Genomic DNA, 14530 nt, shown 5'->3' with positions numbered 1-14530 from the left:
ACAGATATTGGGGATTGGGCTGGTGGGATGGACAGCGAAGGCGTCTGCGGCGACACCCGAGAACGACATTCCGGTGATGGCCGACCGCGGCGCGACGCTGAGACCGGATGCCCCGGCAGATGTGGCACCGGCGAGAGACACCGAAACGGAGTCCAAGACCCAAACCATCGAGTTCACGCGCGCGACCGCGACGGTCTCGCTGGACTGTACCGACTTCTCGCTGCGGATGGAACCCGCTTCGGTCGAGTACTATCTCGGTCTCCTCTACCGCGACGAGGCGACGGACGAGGTGCTTCGGTCTTCCGCAGGGCCACTCACCGGCCGCGTGGCCGACTCCTTCGGCGACACGGAGTTCATGCTACTCGAAATCGACATTCAGATTTCGGGTGAGCAACCGGCGACGGTATATCTCCCAGACAGGTGTTTCGAGGGGGGCCAGCCGCGGAGTGAGATACGGAGAGAGCAGAACGAGTAGTGAGCCAACCACATCGACCGGCTATGCTTCGGTCGGTGAACCGGCGTAGAAGTACTCCCTCGCCGCTACGAGTACAATTCCGACGGCGGCGACGGTCCACAACCCGACTAACTGCATCGGTTCGAGCACGGGAAAGTCGAACTCGGGGCCGAGCAGGTGAAAGATAACGCCGAGTGCGGCGAGAGGTACGATATTTCGGATTGGATAGCGACCGAGATACGTCCGTTTGGTGAGCCATAGCAACACGAATCCGTAGCCGATGAGTGGGAGTTCGTAGGACCAAAAAACGAACGGGAAGCTACCCCCTGCGTATGTCATCAGTTCGTAGTACTGGTCCTGATAGACGACGGCGTACTGGCCGCTGCCAGGACTGGCATAGTCACTGTAGAAGAACTCGTCAGGCCAGTCTTCACGTCCGTAGACAATGTGGGAACCGTCAGGCGGTGTGATAGCCTTTCGAACCGCCGTCTGCGCGTCCGGTGAGAGGTCGTCGTACTGGAGGACCGGAACTTCGTCGTCGAGTTGGGACTGCTCGATTGGGTCTGCTATCAACACCGCCTGCTCGTCCCAATCCGACATCAACACCGGCGACGCGACGAGTGACAACCCGACGACCGCAGCGAACAGTGCAAAGACGGCCCGGCGACTCATGCCCCAACTCTACGAACCGCTGACAAGTACTTTCTGGACCGACCCCCGTTTCCACTGGAATTTGGGTCTAACTCGTGCCCGTCTGCTGTCCGTCTCGTGTCCGAGTTCGGCAAATCTCCTTCAAACCCCTCGGCCACGAGATGAGTGGGTGACATCCCAATGCGAAGCAAGACATTCATCGGCGCACTCCTCGCCGTGCTCGTCGTCTCCGGCGGTATCGCTGGATTCGCCGCGGCACAGGAGACGACGACCGAACAACCGACCGACGACGCACAGACCACTGACCAACCGTCAGAGAGGGAGACGACCGCCGACAGACCCGACCGCCGACCGACGGCAGACCCCACCTACACCAACCTTTCGACGTTCCTCGACCAGTTCGACCTGACCGACAGGGAGAAGCAATCCATCGAAGACGAGGTAAGCGAGATGCGCGCCGACGGCGCGTCCGCCCACGCGATTCGCCTCGTCGTCCACGGCCGACTCCACCAGTACGGCGTGACCCACGAGGACATGCGCGAAGTCCTCTTCGAGCACCGCCTCGACGGGAAACTCGACCGACTGCAAGACCACTACGACCTGAGCGACGAGGATGTCGAGACGGTCCGCGATGCAGTCGAGACTGCCCGTGAAGACGGTGCGAACCCCGGCGAACTCCGCGAAGTCGCCCTCGACACGCTCGAAGAACTCGGCTACGACGTGAGCGACCTTCGAGAACGCTGGAACGAGCGCTCGGCCCGGAACTGGCACCGCCACGACGGTGACCGCGACCACCGCCGCGCTGGTCGCTGAGCGCAACCGCTCCGCTCCCTCTGACCACTCGTGTCACCCTCCGTTTCGAACATGGCTGCCGTGCGGGGCGGTTCAGCGGCCCGCATCGTTTTTATACCCCAACTGAGAGGTGCAAACAGATGCGTCGGGTGCTCTGGTGGCTCATCGGCGGTGCGCGCGGCGGGAAGAACCGCCTGCGTATCGTTCGGACGCTCGCCGACACGCCGATGAACGCGAACCAACTCGCCGACGAACTGGATTTGAACTACAAGACGGTGCGGCACCACCTCGAACTCCTCGAAGAAAATGGAGTCCTGACAACGATGGGCGACGGTTACGGCAAGACGTACTTCCTCTCCGACCGTATGGAACAGAACGTAGACATCCTCGACCAAATCGCGCGGGAGGCCGACCTCGAATGAGCGAGACCGACCCCGACCCGACGACCCGGACGCTCTTGATAACGCTCGTCGGCGTCCTCGTCGCGCTCGTCGCAACCTTGGGCCTCCCCGCAGTGCTCGGGCGACCTCTCGGGCCACGACTCGCGCTGTTCTTGCAGGTGAAACTGCTCGTCTCGACGTTCAACGTCGTCTTGCTCGTCGCGCTCGCGTTCAACTATCTCCGCGTCTACTTCGACCTGCCCAACCCGTTTACGATGAGTCTGGTCGTGTTCACCGTCGCGTTGTTGCTGTACGCAGTCACCTCGAACCCGCTGGCGGCCATCGTCTTCGGCTTCCGCCCACAGGTGAGCATCGGGGCGTTCACGTTCCTCCCCGACCTGTTCGCGTCGGTCGCCGTCGTCGTCCTCTTGTATCAGAGTTATCGGTGAGAACGAGGCGAGAGAACGTCGCCGCTTTCTATCGACTGTTTCGGTCGGCCCACGGTTGGAGAATCGCGTAGACCGCCTCGTTCATCGGCACCTCGACATCGACGCTCTTTGCGTGGCGAACCACCGACCCGTGGAGCGCTTCGAGTTCCATCGGCTTCTCGTTCGTCAGGTCGTAGTGGAGCGACGAGTACATCGCCGGGTCGAGGTCGCGTCCGAAGTCGAGCCAGTCCGAAACGAGACCCTCGGGGAGGTCTACGCCCTTCGCGCGGGCGACTGCATCTACCTCGGTGAGGATGTCGCCGAACATCTCCCAGCTGGCGTCGCTCTGGCGAATCTCGCCGATTGGGAGACGTGTGGTCGCAGTCATCCCCGCCTGCGCACAGATGAAGGCGAACTTCCGCCAGAGTTCGACCGTAATGTCTTCGGCGTGGACCGCGTCGATGCCGTCACTCGCCGAGAAGGCGTCGTGGAGTGCGACGATTCTATCGGACGCTCGGCCGTCGAGTTCGCCGTAGACGAACCGCGCTGGTCCGCCGGTGTGTTCGACGACGCCCGGTTCTTTGATGGTCGAGAAGATGTAGGCGACGCCGCCGACCACGTGGTCGTCGCCGACGACTTCGGCGACCCATCGCTCGCTATCGACGCCGTTCTGGAACGAGACGACCGCCGTCTCCTCGCCGAGCAGCGGTGCGAGGTCCGCTGCGGCCCCTTTGACGTCGTAGGCTTTCGTGCAGAGCAAGACGTAATCACACGTTCCGATATCCGCCGGGTCGTCGGTCGCCGGGAGTTCGACGGCCGTGTCGCCGGCGACGCTCTCGACGCGTAAGCCGTCCGACTGGAGCGCATCGAGATGCGACCCGCGCGCGATGAGGTGGACGTCCTGTCCGGCGTCTGCGAGTCGTGCCCCGAGATACCCGCCGACTCCACCCGCCCCGAAGATGGCGAATTTCATAGCCGGAGTACAGAAGGCCGGCTAAAAGAGGTTTGGAAGGCGGAGTTCTCTCGAACGCGCTACCCCACCCGGTGCGTTGGAATCGTATCGTGGGGACTTTTTGATGGTGCGCTGCGGATGCGAGAACTGTGCCCTCCGAAGAACGCCTCCAGTCGATTCAGCGATGGCTCATGGTCATCGCGCTGTTGCTCTCGATTCAGACAGTCTATTCGGTCATGAACAGTGACGGACACTACTCGAATCAGTTGGTGCTCTTTCTCGCGGGCGTCGGACTCGTCGCTATCGTCTCGCTCATCGTCTCATTCACCGACCGTCTCTAGTACAAAGACGGCAAACAGAGCGTGAATCTACCGCGAGGCGAACCGACCGAGCAACTGCGCGCCGCGAATCGCGCCGCGCTTCGCTAGATAGCCGCTCTTGAGCGCGCCGATTTTGGCGTAGTACCCGGACTTGAGCGCCCCGCGTTTGGCGAGGATAGCGCTGACGAGCGCGCCCTGTTTCGCGTAGTAAGCGGACTTCCGACCGGCGGCACCGGCGTAGTGCTTCGTGCTCGTCGGCAGCGGGGTTCGGCGGCCTTGGACCCGCGTCGAACCTTCGCGTATCGCATCGAGGATGTCGTCGGCCGTGAGCGACGCCCGCGACATATCCGGAATCTCGATTTCGGTGTACGCGCGGCCGACGTACCCGACTTTGTGCGCGTCACTGCCGGCGACGCTGGGGCAGGCGCGACGGGCCGCAAAGCGACGAGCGCGGCGGTTCTTGTAGCCCGTAAAGAGCCACGAGTTGTAGGTTTCGATGGCGTCGAACGCCTCGTGGCCGGACTTCTCGTGATAGGCGGCGAGGCGTCTCTTTCGGATGCCGTGGCGACTCCGCTGGAAGGGGTGCGGGACGATAGCGACGCCGCCGTGGTCGTGGACCCACTTGGCAGTCTCGTCGAGCGGTCGTCGCCGGGGTGGCAGTTTCTCGACACCGAGGGCGAGCAGATGGCCGTCCGCAGTGGAGACTTCGACACCCGGGATGCCGACGAGACCGTACATCGGAGCGAGTTGCGCCGCGCGAATCGACTCGTCGATGACGTCGTGGTCGGTGATGACCACGGCGTCGAGACCGATTTCGGCGGCCTGTTCCAAGATGAGTTCCACTGGGTCGTGCGCGTCGTATGACCCCTCGGAGTGAACGTGTGGGTCGAGACGGACAGTCAGCGTGGACACACAACATGCTTCGACTTCGAAGACGAAAAATCCACGTCCGAATCGTGCTAGCGCGTCGCTCGGGGGCGACCTCACTCCCGTCGTGGAGTTTACGTAAATTCGTTTCAGCGAATCTTTAGGAACGCTCCGCGCCAAACCAGTGTATGGCAGTCCCTGACACATTCGTCCCCGCCTGCGACCGCGACGAACTCGCTGAGACGGGTCGCAAACTCGTCTCGCTCGACGGCCGCGCCATCGCCCTCTTCGACCACGAGGGGTCGGTTCGGGCCGTCGCCAACGCCTGCCCGCACATGGGCTTCCCTCTCATCGAGGGCACCGTCGATGACGGCGTTCTCACGTGCCACTGGCACCACGCGCGCTTCGAACTGTCCTGCGGCGACACCTTCGACCCGTGGGCCGACGACGTGCTCTCGTATCCGGTCGAAATTCGAGAGGGGACCGTCTTCGTGAATCCGTATCCGGAACCCGACGAACCGCCCGCGGTCCACTGGCGAAACCGCCTCGAAGACGGACTCGAACGCAACCTCCGTCTCGTCGTCGCCAAGGCGGTCATCGGTCTCCAAGACGAGGGCGTCCCCGCCACCGACGCCATCGAGACGGGCGTCAGATTCGGCGCGCAGTTCCGACGCGACGGATGGGGTCCCGGTCTGACCATCCTCACCGCGATGGCGAACGTCCTCGGCGACGTGGAGGGCGACAACGCCAAACGCGCGCTGTATCACGGCCTGATTCAGGTCGCCAGCGACACGTCGGGCGAACCGCCGCGATTCGACCAAGACGCCTTCGAAGACGTTGACGCCGACTTCGACCGCCTGCTGTCGTGGTTCCGCGAGAGCATCGAAGTCCGCGACCCCGACGGCGCAGAACGCGTCCTGCGAACCGCAATCGCCGCCGGCTACGACGATTCTGACCTCGCGCACATGCTCGGTGCGGCCGCGACCGACCACCGGTATCTCGACACCGGCCACACACTCGACTTCGTCAACAAGGCGTTCGAGTCGCTCGACCACATCGGCTGGGAACACGCCGAGGACGTGCTCCCGAGTCTGGTTCGCGGTCTTGCGAGAGCAGACAGAGCAGAGGAGTCCGCGTCGTGGCGGCGGCCTATCGACCTCGCCGGGCGCTTGGACGACACGTTCGACGAACTCGACCAGTTCGTCCGATTCGGTCGGAGTCGAACGTGGTCGAAACCGGAGGACGTACTGGAGACACTTCTCGACGACGACCCCGACGCGATTATCGACGTACTCGTGGAGGCGATTCGTGAGGGGGCGACGCCCGAAGACCTCGCAAGCCTCGTCGCGTTCGCGGCCGGCATGCGCGTCGCCCAGTTCTCGACCACCAACGAGTTCTCCGATTGGAACACCGTCCACCACACGTTCACCTACGCGAACGCGGTCCATCGACTCACCCGCCGAACCGACGCGACCGAACTCTATCGCGGCGTGTTCGACGCCGCCATCAACGTCTATCTCGACCGCTTCCTCAACACCCCACCGGCCCCGCTCCCGACGCTGGACGACGGGATGAACCCCGACGACGCGTTGGAGCGACTCGACCACGCGTTCGACATGGAAGGACAGGTCAACAACGCGGGCGCGGCCGCCGCCCACTTCCTCGACTCGGGTGGCGACATCGAGACGCTCCGAAACGAGTTGGCCGCGGCGCTCCTGCGCGAAGACGCCGGGTTCCACACCTATCAGGCGCTCGAAGCCGGGTTCACGCAGGCGGTCGAACGACCACCAGAAGAAGCGCGGACGCTCATGGTCGGGGTCGCACGGTATCTCGCGGCGCACTCACCCACTCGCCGCGAGCGAGAACAGACGTTCACCATCGCAGCGCGACTCCAGCGCGGCGAGAAAATCCACGAGACAGCGGCGGACGACTGACGTTTCACGAAGCGGACGACTGAATCCCTCGGCCGCGCGACTGTCGCTCAGAACTGGTCGATGATTCGCTCGCCGGTCTCGATACCGCTCCAGAGCGCGGCGTGAACCCGCCCCTCGCCGACGGTCCAGTCGCCGGCGAAGTAGAGACCTGCCTCCTCGCCGCGGCGGATGACCTCTTCGAAGGCGCTCCCGTTCGGAAGCGCGTACCGCCAGCCCTGATGGTCTACCCAATCCGGGTCGCGGAGGCGTTCGTCGCCGAGCAATGTGGCGACTTTGTCGGCCGCCGTTCGGGCGATTTCGTCGGGGTCGTCGTCGTAGTGTTCGCTGGACCACTCGGGACTCATCTGGACGACCAGCAGGCTCTCGCCGTCGGGGACGTGCCCGTCTTTGCACTCTTCACGGGCGAGCCAACCGATATCGTGTTCCTTGTCGGGGTTGACGAGGGCGTACCACGGGTCGTTGCGCTCGAAGTCGTAGTGCAACATCACCGAGCGAATCGTCCGATAGGACACGCTACCAATCGCCTCGCGGAGGGCGACCATCTCCTGACTGCCCCAGCCCATCTCGGTGAGGATACCCGCGGTCTGGGGGGCGGGCGGCGTGAGAAGCACCACGTCGAACGGACCGTGTCGAACGTCGTCGGTATCGACCACGGACCACACGCCGGTCTCGTAGTCGCGGTCGATTGCGGCGACGCGCGTCTCGCGTTCGACCGTCGCGTTCGTCTGGTCGAGCAGGCGCTTGCCGAGTTGCGTGATTCCGGCCTCCCACGTCCACTTGTGCTCGTCTCGGTCGTCGCCCTCGGCGATGTCGCCGGCGGCGTCGAACGTCCAAATCGGCTCCTCGATATCGACCAAGCCGTCGGTTCCGAGGTCCGATATCAGGTCGGCGGTGCGCTCGTCGTACTCTTTGACGTAGTTCGCGCCGTGGTCGTAGCGACACCCGTTCTTTCGACGCGTCGCCGCGCGGCCGGCGACCCCGCGACTCTTCTCGAGTATCGTCACGTTCGCGTCGGTCGTTCGCAGTGCGTAGGCCGCCCCGATGCCGGCGACGCCCGCGCCGACGATACACACGTCTCGGCTCATTTCCACGCTCCGTCTGCTCCAGCCAGCATTGCCCGTACCTCGGGACTCCGTGTGCTAAAGTGCTCTCTCCCCGGCGAATCTCAACGGGTGCCGGAAGGCGAAAACGATTCACCCCTTCGATTTCTCACACGATGTATGTACGATTCGGTCATCTTCGACCACGACGGCGTGCTCACCACGCTCGTCGAACTCTCCGTCCTCCGCGAGGCGACGTGGGAGACGTTCGCCACACTCGGCGTCTCGGACCCCGACCCGGACCACGTCGAGAAAGTCGTCATCCACGTCACGCCCGAAGACGTGCACAGCGTCGCCGATACCTACGACCTCGACGCCGAGACGCTGTTCCGCACCCGCGACGAACTCGCCTCGGCAGCGCAATGCGAGGCAATCGATGCCGGACACAAAACCCCCTACGACGACTTCGACGCGGTTCGCCGCATCGACGCCCCGATGGGTATCGTCTCGAACAACCAGCAGGCGACTATCGATCACGTGGTCGAGACACTGGACGTGGCCGACCTCTTTCCGACCGCGTACGGCCGCGAACCGTCGATGACGAGTCTCCAGCGCAAGAAACCGGACCCCTACTACATCGAGCGGGCGATGGACGACCTCGGGGTCGAATCTCCCCTGTACGTCGGCGACAGCGACAGCGACATCGTCGCCGCTCACGCCGCGGGCGTCGATTCGGCGTTCATTCGCCGCGGTCACCGCCGCGACCACACGCCGTCGCCCGACCCGACCCACGAGATTCAGGGGCTGGACGACCTGCTCACCCTCGACGGCGTTCCCGTCCTCGACTCGACGGAGACGGCGCGATGAGCGACCTGCCGACCCCCGGACTCGGGACGATGGGTCTCGACACGCCCGAGAAGGCGACGGCGGTCACGACGGCGCTCGAACTCGGCTACCGCCACATCGACACCGCCCAGATTTACGACAACGAACGAGTCGTCGGCGACGCCATCACCGAGGCGACGGTCGCGCGCGACGATGTCTTTCTTGCGACGAAGGTGTGGGCCGACAGCCTCGCATACGACGACGTACTCGAAAGCACGCGCGCGAGTCTGGAGAAACTCGGCACCGACTACGTAGACCTGCTCTACGTTCACCGCCCGATAGAGACCTACGACCCGCCGGAGACCCTGCGCGCGTTCGACGAACTCGTCGAGTCGGGCCGGGTCGAACACGTCGGCGTGAGCAACTTCACCGTCGAGGAGTTGGACGAGGCGAGAGCGCTGTTGGACGCACCGCTCGCGGCACACCAGACCGAGTATCATCCCCTGTTCCAGCGTCCCGAACTCCTCGAACACGCACGCGAACACGACTACGACGTGGTCGCCTACTCACCGCTCGCCGGGGGGCGCGTCCGAGAGGTTGACGAAGTCGTCGCAGTCGCAACAAAACACGATACGACTCCCGAAGCGGTCAGCATCGCGTGGTTAGTTGCGAAGGGCGTGTGCGTGATTCCGAAGGCATCGAGCGAGCGACACCTCCGAGCGAACATGGAAGCGTCGGCGCTCAGTCTCGACGCGGAAGACGTCGAACGCATCGACGGCATCGAGCGCGAGGTCGAGCTATTTCCGGAGTGAATTCGACGGAATAATCTCCCATTTACATCAGATTGCTTACCCGTCCCGGAACGATTATTACAGGACGCACGGTGAGTGAGACCATGCGGATTCCGAGTGGGGTAAGTGGGTTCGACGACCTTATTCAGGGCGGGTTCCTGCCACACCGACTATACGTTCTCAGTGGCCCTCCAGGCAGTGGGAAAACCACGTTCACAGCACAGTTCATCGCCGAGGGACTCCGAAATGGGGAGACGTGCATGTACATCACTATGCACGAGACCGAAGACGAACTCGTCCACGACATGTCGAGTTACAACTTCGGCTTCGAGACGCTCACCAACTCGGAGGCCTTCCGATACATCAACCTCGTGAGTCCGAAGGGCAAGCACCTTCTGAACCAGTTCTCGCAGAGCGGCTCTTCGAACGTCCAGAGTCTGACCGACAAAATCGTCGCGTTCGTCAACTCACGACAGGTTGACCGACTCGTAATCGACTCGACGATGCTACTTCGGTTGTTCTTCTCCAACGGCGACGAGGAGATGACACGCTTCCTGACGGCGCTCAAGCAAGGCGAGGCGACGACGCTGCTCATCTCCGAGATGACCGACCCCTCGTCGTACGCGGACGAACACTTCCTCGCTCACGGCGTCATCTTCTTCCACAACTACCTCGAAGCGACGGGGATGACCCGCGGTATCCAGGTCATCAAGATGCGCGGGACGAACATCGACTGCGACATCCGCTCGCTCGAGTTCACGGACAACGGACTCATCGTCGATCCGCGGACGAAAGTCGATCTCTAACGCATGTACGACCAGGAATTCGGAACAGAGTGGCGAACGCTCTCCGACGAGGCGCTGATTCGCCGAATGTACGCACTCGGCGTCTCGACAGCCCTCGGTGCGCCAAATAGAGAGGAGTTCGAACGACTCCGCCGACAGGCGAACACCGCCTACGGTCGGAGTCTCCTCCAACTCTCCTTCGAAGAGGGAAAACAACGCGTTCGTAACCAACGCGGCGACTTCGACACGAAAGCCGACGCGTGGGAAGCGCTCGTCGAACGGGACGACGACGTCGAAGAGACCGGTCCCTCCGTCGGGATGCTCCGCCCCACCGACAGCGCCGGCATTCCCAGCGCCGTCGGCCGCACGTCGCTTCTCGACATCGAATCCGACGACTTGGGTCGGTTGCGCCTGCCGAAGTTCCTCCGACGAAAGTAGTTTCGGGCGTAGGTACTCGTCGCCGACGCGGCTTTCCGACTGGCGCTCGTTTCTCTCGTATGGCACACCAGGAATTCTCACTCTCGGACGCCGAGTGGCGCGAACGTCTCTCGCCCGAAGCCTACCGAGTCCTCCGAAAGCAGGGCACCGAACCCCGATTCTCGGGCGAACACGTGGACCGAACCGACGACGGTACCTATCGCTGTGCCGGGTGCGGAACCGAACTGTTCGACTCGGAGACGAAGTATCACTCCAACTGCGGGTGGCCGAGCTTTTTCGACGGCAACGACTCGAACATCGAACGCCGCCGCGACACGAGTCACGGCATGGACCGCGTCGAAGTCGTCTGCAAGACCTGCGGCGGCCACCTCGGCCACGTCTTCCAAGACGGCCCCAACCCGACTGGCGAGCGCTACTGCATCAACTCGGTCGCACTGGAGTTCGACGCCGATTCCGAGGCCGAAGACGGCGAGTAGGCAGTTCGTAACTCCCTGACTGTCACGTTTCGGTGTGTTTCACCGAACGCGGTAGGTCGTGGATAACGCGCGGTGTCGGCTGGTAGTCGATTCGTAGCAAACACCCATGCCGTCGAAGAAGGGGTATGTCTCGCGGCTACTCCGCGCACCGACACCCTCGACGAGAGTTCTCGTTCACGCCGTACGCGTTCGTCCTCGTCGGTGCGCTCACGTTCTGCATCGCAATTCTCGGCCCGGTCGCCGACCTGACTGCCGGTCTCTCGCTGACCAGTATCGCAACCAGTGGTGCCCCGATTTCGTTCAGTGGGTCGGTTCTCGTGGTGAGCGGTGGATTGCTCGTCATCAGCGGCGCTTCGACCCTCTTCGGCGTCTTACTCCTCTTCGTCCGATTGACCTGACGACCCCGCTCCGCGAGACTACTCTTCGTCTACTTCTCGTTCCGCAGCGTACGCGCTCGTCACCAGTTCGCGTTCGTGGTGTGTTTCGGCGCGCTGTTTCCACTCTTCGGCACGGCGTTCGCCGACTTCGGTCGCCGCTACCACGTCTTCGACGGACGCTTCGAGCAGTTTGGTGATGGAGTCGATGCCGGCCTCACCGAGTCGAGTCGCGTAGGCCGACCCGATACCGCGGATGTTCGTGAGCGCCTCTGGGTCGTACGGTTCGGCTTCGACTGCTTCGAGTACGCCCGTCATCTGCGCCGACAACTCGTCAACGCGGCGTTCGAGTTCGCCCAGTCGCTCGTCGTGGTCTGAGAGTCGCCCGTCGTGGTCGGCGAGTTCGGTAGTCAACTCCTCGTGACTGTGCGAACTGGCCTGCTCGTCACCCGCGATGCTCACGACTCCGATTTCGTCGGCCGCGACTTCGGCCGCGACGACCGATTCGCCGTCCGCGTCGGCGTCCGTCTCGTCGTCTCTCTTGGCTTCGGATTCGCCGCCATCGCTGGTCGTCGTGGTCGCCGGTTCGCTGGTGAGGTCGATGACCGAATCTGCCTCTCCGTCTGTCGGTATTGAATGCCCGTCCGTCGCCGACTCGGCCGCCGCTTCTTCATGTTCTGTCGGTTTGTTGGTCTCCGGTTCGATATCGTCCGGCAGGATGTACCGCAGTTGTGCCGCCGGTACGTAGCCGATGACGTGCTTTCGCTTCTTGTCTCTCGTGAGCACCACGCCGCCCGCGCGCACCGCTTTGTAGCCGCCGCACTCGAACACCAGTCCATCGGTCGTGTACACTTTCATCCACTACTATTGGTCAGCCAACACGATGACTGTTTTCGGCGTCGGGGCGGTCTTTTTGTCGCCAGCACACACCAGGAAGGTATGCACGTCTTCGTCATCGGCGGCACGGGACTCCTCGGAACCGGCATCGTTCGGCGACTGGTCGATTCCGGTCACGAAGTGACGAGTTTCCAGCGCGGGACGACAGCGGACCGACTGCCGGCGTCGGTGACGACGGTCAGTGGTGACCGCGGCGACAGCGACAGACTCGCGGCGGCGCTCGAAGACGCCTCTCCACAGGCTGTCGTCGATATGGCCTGTTTCGACGGCGAAACCGCCCGTGACGCACTCGCCTGCTGTCCCGACTCGGTCGAACGTTTCGTCTTTTGCAGCACTATCGACGTGTACCATCGACCGCCGCCATCGAACCCCGTTCCCGAGTCGAGTCCGCGGAACCCGCCGGTCAGCGACTACGCCGCCGGGAAAATCGCCGCCGAAGACGTGTTCTTCGACGCGCACGGCGACGACTTCGACGTGGTCGTCCTCCGACCGTGGAACACCTACGGCGAGGGAAGCCGGCTCGTTCACACCCTCGGCATGGGGTCGTACTACCTCGACCGAATCCGTGCGGGAAAGCCGATTATCGTCCACGGTGACGGCACCTCGCTGTGGGGACCGTGCCACCGCGACGACGTCGCGCGGGCGTTCGTCGGCGCGGTCGAGAATCCCGGCGTCGGCGGGCGAGCCTACAACGTCACGAGCGAGGAGACGATGACGTGGAATCAGTACCACGCTCGCGTCGCCAGCGCCCTCGATGCGCCCGAACCGGACCTCGTCCACGTCTCCACCGACGTGCTCCGCGCGGTCGCCCCCGAGCGAACGCGAATGCTCCGCGACCATTTCCAGTACAGTACGGTGTTCGACAACTCGCGGGCGAAAGCCGACCTCGGATTCGAGTACTCTATCGACTTCGAGACGGGCGTTCGCCGAGTCGTCGAGTGGTTGGACGAGCGAGACGCTATCGATTCGTGGGACACAGAACCGTTCGACGACCACCTCGCTGCCGCGTGGCGCGAGCACACCGAGGCGTTCGTCGCCGAATTCGAATCGCCGAATTAGGACTCGTCTTCGTCGTCTTGGAGCACGTCTTTCAGGTCGATTTCGTCGGGGTCCGAGAGCGTCGTTTCGAGGTCGTCGAGGGCCGCGACGAGTTCGTCGCGTGTCGGTGAATCGTCGCCTGCGTCGAATCGCGTTCGAAGTTGCGCGGCGAGTTCTCTCGCGCTGTCGAGCTGCGCCGCTTTGCGCCGTTCTTCGGTCACCTCGTCGGCGATGCCGAGAATGGCTGTCGGCGACGCCGTCTCGACGCCGAACGGCGTCTTCGTGACCTCTTCGACGTATTCGTCACCCTCGTCGTCGATGCGGTACTGGTCACGGATGCGGGCCGTCTCGCCGTCTTCGATGACGGTTTGGTCTTCTTCGTGAAACCGTGCGGCTAGCTCCGGGTCGTTCACTTCTGACTCGGTCTTGCCCTCGATTTCGGCCGGTGTCTCGCCGTACGAGGCGGCACCCGCCTCGTTGATGAGGAGGTACTGTCCCTCGACGTCTTTCACGAAGATGCACTGCGGCAGTTGGTCGATGACGTCTCTGAGCAAGCGATGGCTCTGGTCGGCCGCCTGCTCCGCGCGGCGCGTTGCGACGGCGTTGCGGATTCGGTTCGCCAACACGTCGAAGTTCTCTGCCCCGCCGCCTTTTCGGAGATAATCGGTGACGCCGGCCGAGATGGCCTTGCTCGCAATCTCCTCCGAACCGCGGCCGGTAAAGAGGATGAACGGGAGTTCTGCGTCGAACTCTCGGACCTTCTCCAACAGTTCGAGACCATCACGTTCGGGCATGTCGTAGTCGCTGACGACGCAATCGACCTCGTCCAGCTGGTCGGTCACCGCGGTCGGGTCCGTCTCCGTTCGGACTTCGAGCGGTGGCGAGTCGGTCGAGTCGCGCTCCAAGAACGCCACCGACAACTCCGCGAATCGCCGGTCGTCCTCGACGTGGAGGACCTCGATTGGGTCGTCTCGCAGGCGCTGAGAGAACAGATGAGTGACTGCCGTTTCACTCGCCCGAGACATACTCGACGGTATGGTTGACACTCTCATATGCATTTGGGAAGGTGTAGCTCTCGTAAAACAGCG

At 63.2% G+C, this 14530-nt stretch carries 19 protein-coding genes; 13 read left to right on the top strand and 6 right to left on the bottom strand.

Annotated features, from left to right (window positions below; genetic code table 11):
• Window positions 1-22 precede the first annotated feature (22 nt).
• Window positions 23-475 (top strand): hypothetical protein, encoded by a 453-nt coding sequence (locus ACFQJC_RS03550; RefSeq protein WP_390221874.1) that lies wholly within the window; start codon window positions 23-25, stop codon window positions 473-475.
• A gap of 21 nt (window positions 476-496) precedes the next feature.
• Here ACFQJC_RS03550 and ACFQJC_RS03545 read toward each other — a convergent pair whose 3' ends face one another.
• On the bottom strand, window positions 497-1126 hold the full coding sequence (locus ACFQJC_RS03545) for a DUF7979 domain-containing protein (protein WP_390221873.1): 630 nt from the start codon (window positions 1124-1126) through the stop codon (window positions 497-499).
• 159 nt (window positions 1127-1285) lie between these two features.
• Here ACFQJC_RS03545 and ACFQJC_RS03540 point away from each other — a divergent pair, with 159 nt between their 5' ends.
• From ACFQJC_RS03540 to ACFQJC_RS03530, 3 genes are all read left to right on the top strand, one after another.
• Complete coding sequence (locus ACFQJC_RS03540; RefSeq protein WP_390221872.1) at window positions 1286-1918, top strand: hypothetical protein; 633 nt, start codon at window positions 1286-1288, stop codon at window positions 1916-1918.
• 119 nt (window positions 1919-2037) lie between these two features.
• Complete coding sequence (locus ACFQJC_RS03535; RefSeq protein ID WP_390221871.1) at window positions 2038-2319, top strand: ArsR/SmtB family transcription factor; 282 nt, start codon at window positions 2038-2040, stop codon at window positions 2317-2319.
• Window positions 2316-2726: a DUF8036 family membrane protein gene (locus ACFQJC_RS03530; protein WP_390221870.1), complete on the top strand. Its 411-nt coding sequence runs from the start codon at window positions 2316-2318 to the stop codon at window positions 2724-2726. The genes ACFQJC_RS03535 and ACFQJC_RS03530 overlap by 4 nt, the downstream gene beginning before the upstream one ends.
• A 28-nt stretch (window positions 2727-2754) precedes the next feature.
• Here the strand turns inward: ACFQJC_RS03530 and ACFQJC_RS03525 are convergent, their stop codons facing one another.
• Window positions 2755-3678: a 2-dehydropantoate 2-reductase gene (locus tag ACFQJC_RS03525; RefSeq protein ID WP_390221869.1), complete on the bottom strand. Its 924-nt coding sequence runs from the start codon at window positions 3676-3678 to the stop codon at window positions 2755-2757.
• Window positions 3679-3806: 128 nt separating this feature from the next.
• Here ACFQJC_RS03525 and ACFQJC_RS03520 point away from each other — a divergent pair, with 128 nt between their 5' ends.
• Window positions 3807-3998, top strand: coding sequence for a hypothetical protein (locus tag ACFQJC_RS03520; protein ID WP_390221868.1), 192 nt, complete (start codon window positions 3807-3809; stop codon window positions 3996-3998).
• Window positions 3999-4025: 27 nt separating this feature from the next.
• Here ACFQJC_RS03520 and ACFQJC_RS03515 read toward each other — a convergent pair whose 3' ends face one another.
• Window positions 4026-4889 carry a CehA/McbA family metallohydrolase gene (locus ACFQJC_RS03515; RefSeq protein ID WP_390221867.1) on the bottom strand — a complete coding sequence of 288 codons (864 nt, stop codon included), beginning with the start codon at window positions 4887-4889 and terminating at the stop codon, window positions 4026-4028.
• A gap of 143 nt (window positions 4890-5032) precedes the next feature.
• Here ACFQJC_RS03515 and ACFQJC_RS03510 point away from each other — a divergent pair, with 143 nt between their 5' ends.
• On the top strand, window positions 5033-6778 hold the full coding sequence (locus tag ACFQJC_RS03510) for a Rieske (2Fe-2S) protein (protein WP_390221866.1): 1746 nt from the start codon (window positions 5033-5035) through the stop codon (window positions 6776-6778).
• A 47-nt stretch (window positions 6779-6825) separates the two neighbouring features.
• On the opposite strand, the gene ACFQJC_RS03505 is transcribed toward ACFQJC_RS03510, so the two are convergent.
• A complete protein-coding gene (locus tag ACFQJC_RS03505; RefSeq protein ID WP_390221865.1) occupies window positions 6826-7863 on the bottom strand; it encodes an NAD(P)/FAD-dependent oxidoreductase in 1038 nt (345 codons plus the stop codon).
• 135 nt (window positions 7864-7998) lie between these two features.
• Here ACFQJC_RS03505 and ACFQJC_RS03500 point away from each other — a divergent pair, with 135 nt between their 5' ends.
• The 6 genes from ACFQJC_RS03500 (at window position 7999) to ACFQJC_RS03475 (ending at window position 11531) form a co-directional block, all read left to right on the top strand.
• Complete coding sequence (locus tag ACFQJC_RS03500; protein ID WP_390221864.1) at window positions 7999-8685, top strand: HAD family hydrolase; 687 nt, start codon at window positions 7999-8001, stop codon at window positions 8683-8685.
• Window positions 8682-9455: an aldo/keto reductase gene (locus tag ACFQJC_RS03495; protein WP_390221863.1), complete on the top strand. Its 774-nt coding sequence runs from the start codon at window positions 8682-8684 to the stop codon at window positions 9453-9455. Before ACFQJC_RS03500 ends, ACFQJC_RS03495 begins: the two co-directional genes overlap by 4 nt.
• A gap of 83 nt (window positions 9456-9538) precedes the next feature.
• Complete coding sequence (locus tag ACFQJC_RS03490) at window positions 9539-10240, top strand: RAD55 family ATPase (RefSeq protein ID WP_390221862.1); 702 nt, start codon at window positions 9539-9541, stop codon at window positions 10238-10240.
• A 3-nt stretch (window positions 10241-10243) separates the two neighbouring features.
• On the top strand, window positions 10244-10657 hold the full coding sequence (locus ACFQJC_RS03485; RefSeq protein ID WP_390221861.1) for a hypothetical protein: 414 nt from the start codon (window positions 10244-10246) through the stop codon (window positions 10655-10657).
• Between the two features lie 59 nt (window positions 10658-10716).
• A complete protein-coding gene (msrB, locus tag ACFQJC_RS03480) occupies window positions 10717-11133 on the top strand; it encodes a peptide-methionine (R)-S-oxide reductase MsrB (protein ID WP_390221860.1) in 417 nt (138 codons plus the stop codon).
• A gap of 125 nt (window positions 11134-11258) precedes the next feature.
• Complete coding sequence (locus ACFQJC_RS03475; protein WP_390221859.1) at window positions 11259-11531, top strand: hypothetical protein; 273 nt, start codon at window positions 11259-11261, stop codon at window positions 11529-11531.
• A gap of 18 nt (window positions 11532-11549) precedes the next feature.
• On the opposite strand, the gene ACFQJC_RS03470 is transcribed toward ACFQJC_RS03475, so the two are convergent.
• Window positions 11550-12365, bottom strand: coding sequence for a helix-hairpin-helix domain-containing protein (locus ACFQJC_RS03470; protein WP_390221858.1), 816 nt, complete (start codon window positions 12363-12365; stop codon window positions 11550-11552).
• Window positions 12366-12446: 81 nt separating this feature from the next.
• Between ACFQJC_RS03470 and ACFQJC_RS03465 the strand changes: the two genes are divergently transcribed.
• The gene (locus tag ACFQJC_RS03465) at window positions 12447-13463 is read left to right on the top strand and encodes an NAD-dependent epimerase/dehydratase family protein (protein ID WP_390221857.1); all 1017 of its coding nucleotides are present in this window, start codon (window positions 12447-12449) and stop codon (window positions 13461-13463) included.
• On the opposite strand, the gene ACFQJC_RS03460 is transcribed toward ACFQJC_RS03465, so the two are convergent.
• Window positions 13460-14467: a PAS domain-containing protein gene (locus tag ACFQJC_RS03460; RefSeq protein ID WP_390221856.1), complete on the bottom strand. Its 1008-nt coding sequence runs from the start codon at window positions 14465-14467 to the stop codon at window positions 13460-13462. The two genes, ACFQJC_RS03465 and ACFQJC_RS03460, sit on opposite strands and share 4 nt — an antisense overlap.
• Window positions 14468-14530 lie beyond the last annotated feature (63 nt).

The sequence above is a fragment of the Haloferax namakaokahaiae genome (genome assembly GCF_042663225.1).
In the GTDB taxonomy this organism is placed as follows: Archaea; Halobacteriota; Halobacteria; order Halobacteriales; family Haloferacaceae; genus Haloferax; species Haloferax namakaokahaiae.
The sequence above is the reverse complement of the archived record's forward strand: the minus strand, read 5'-3'. Positions and strand labels throughout refer to the sequence as shown.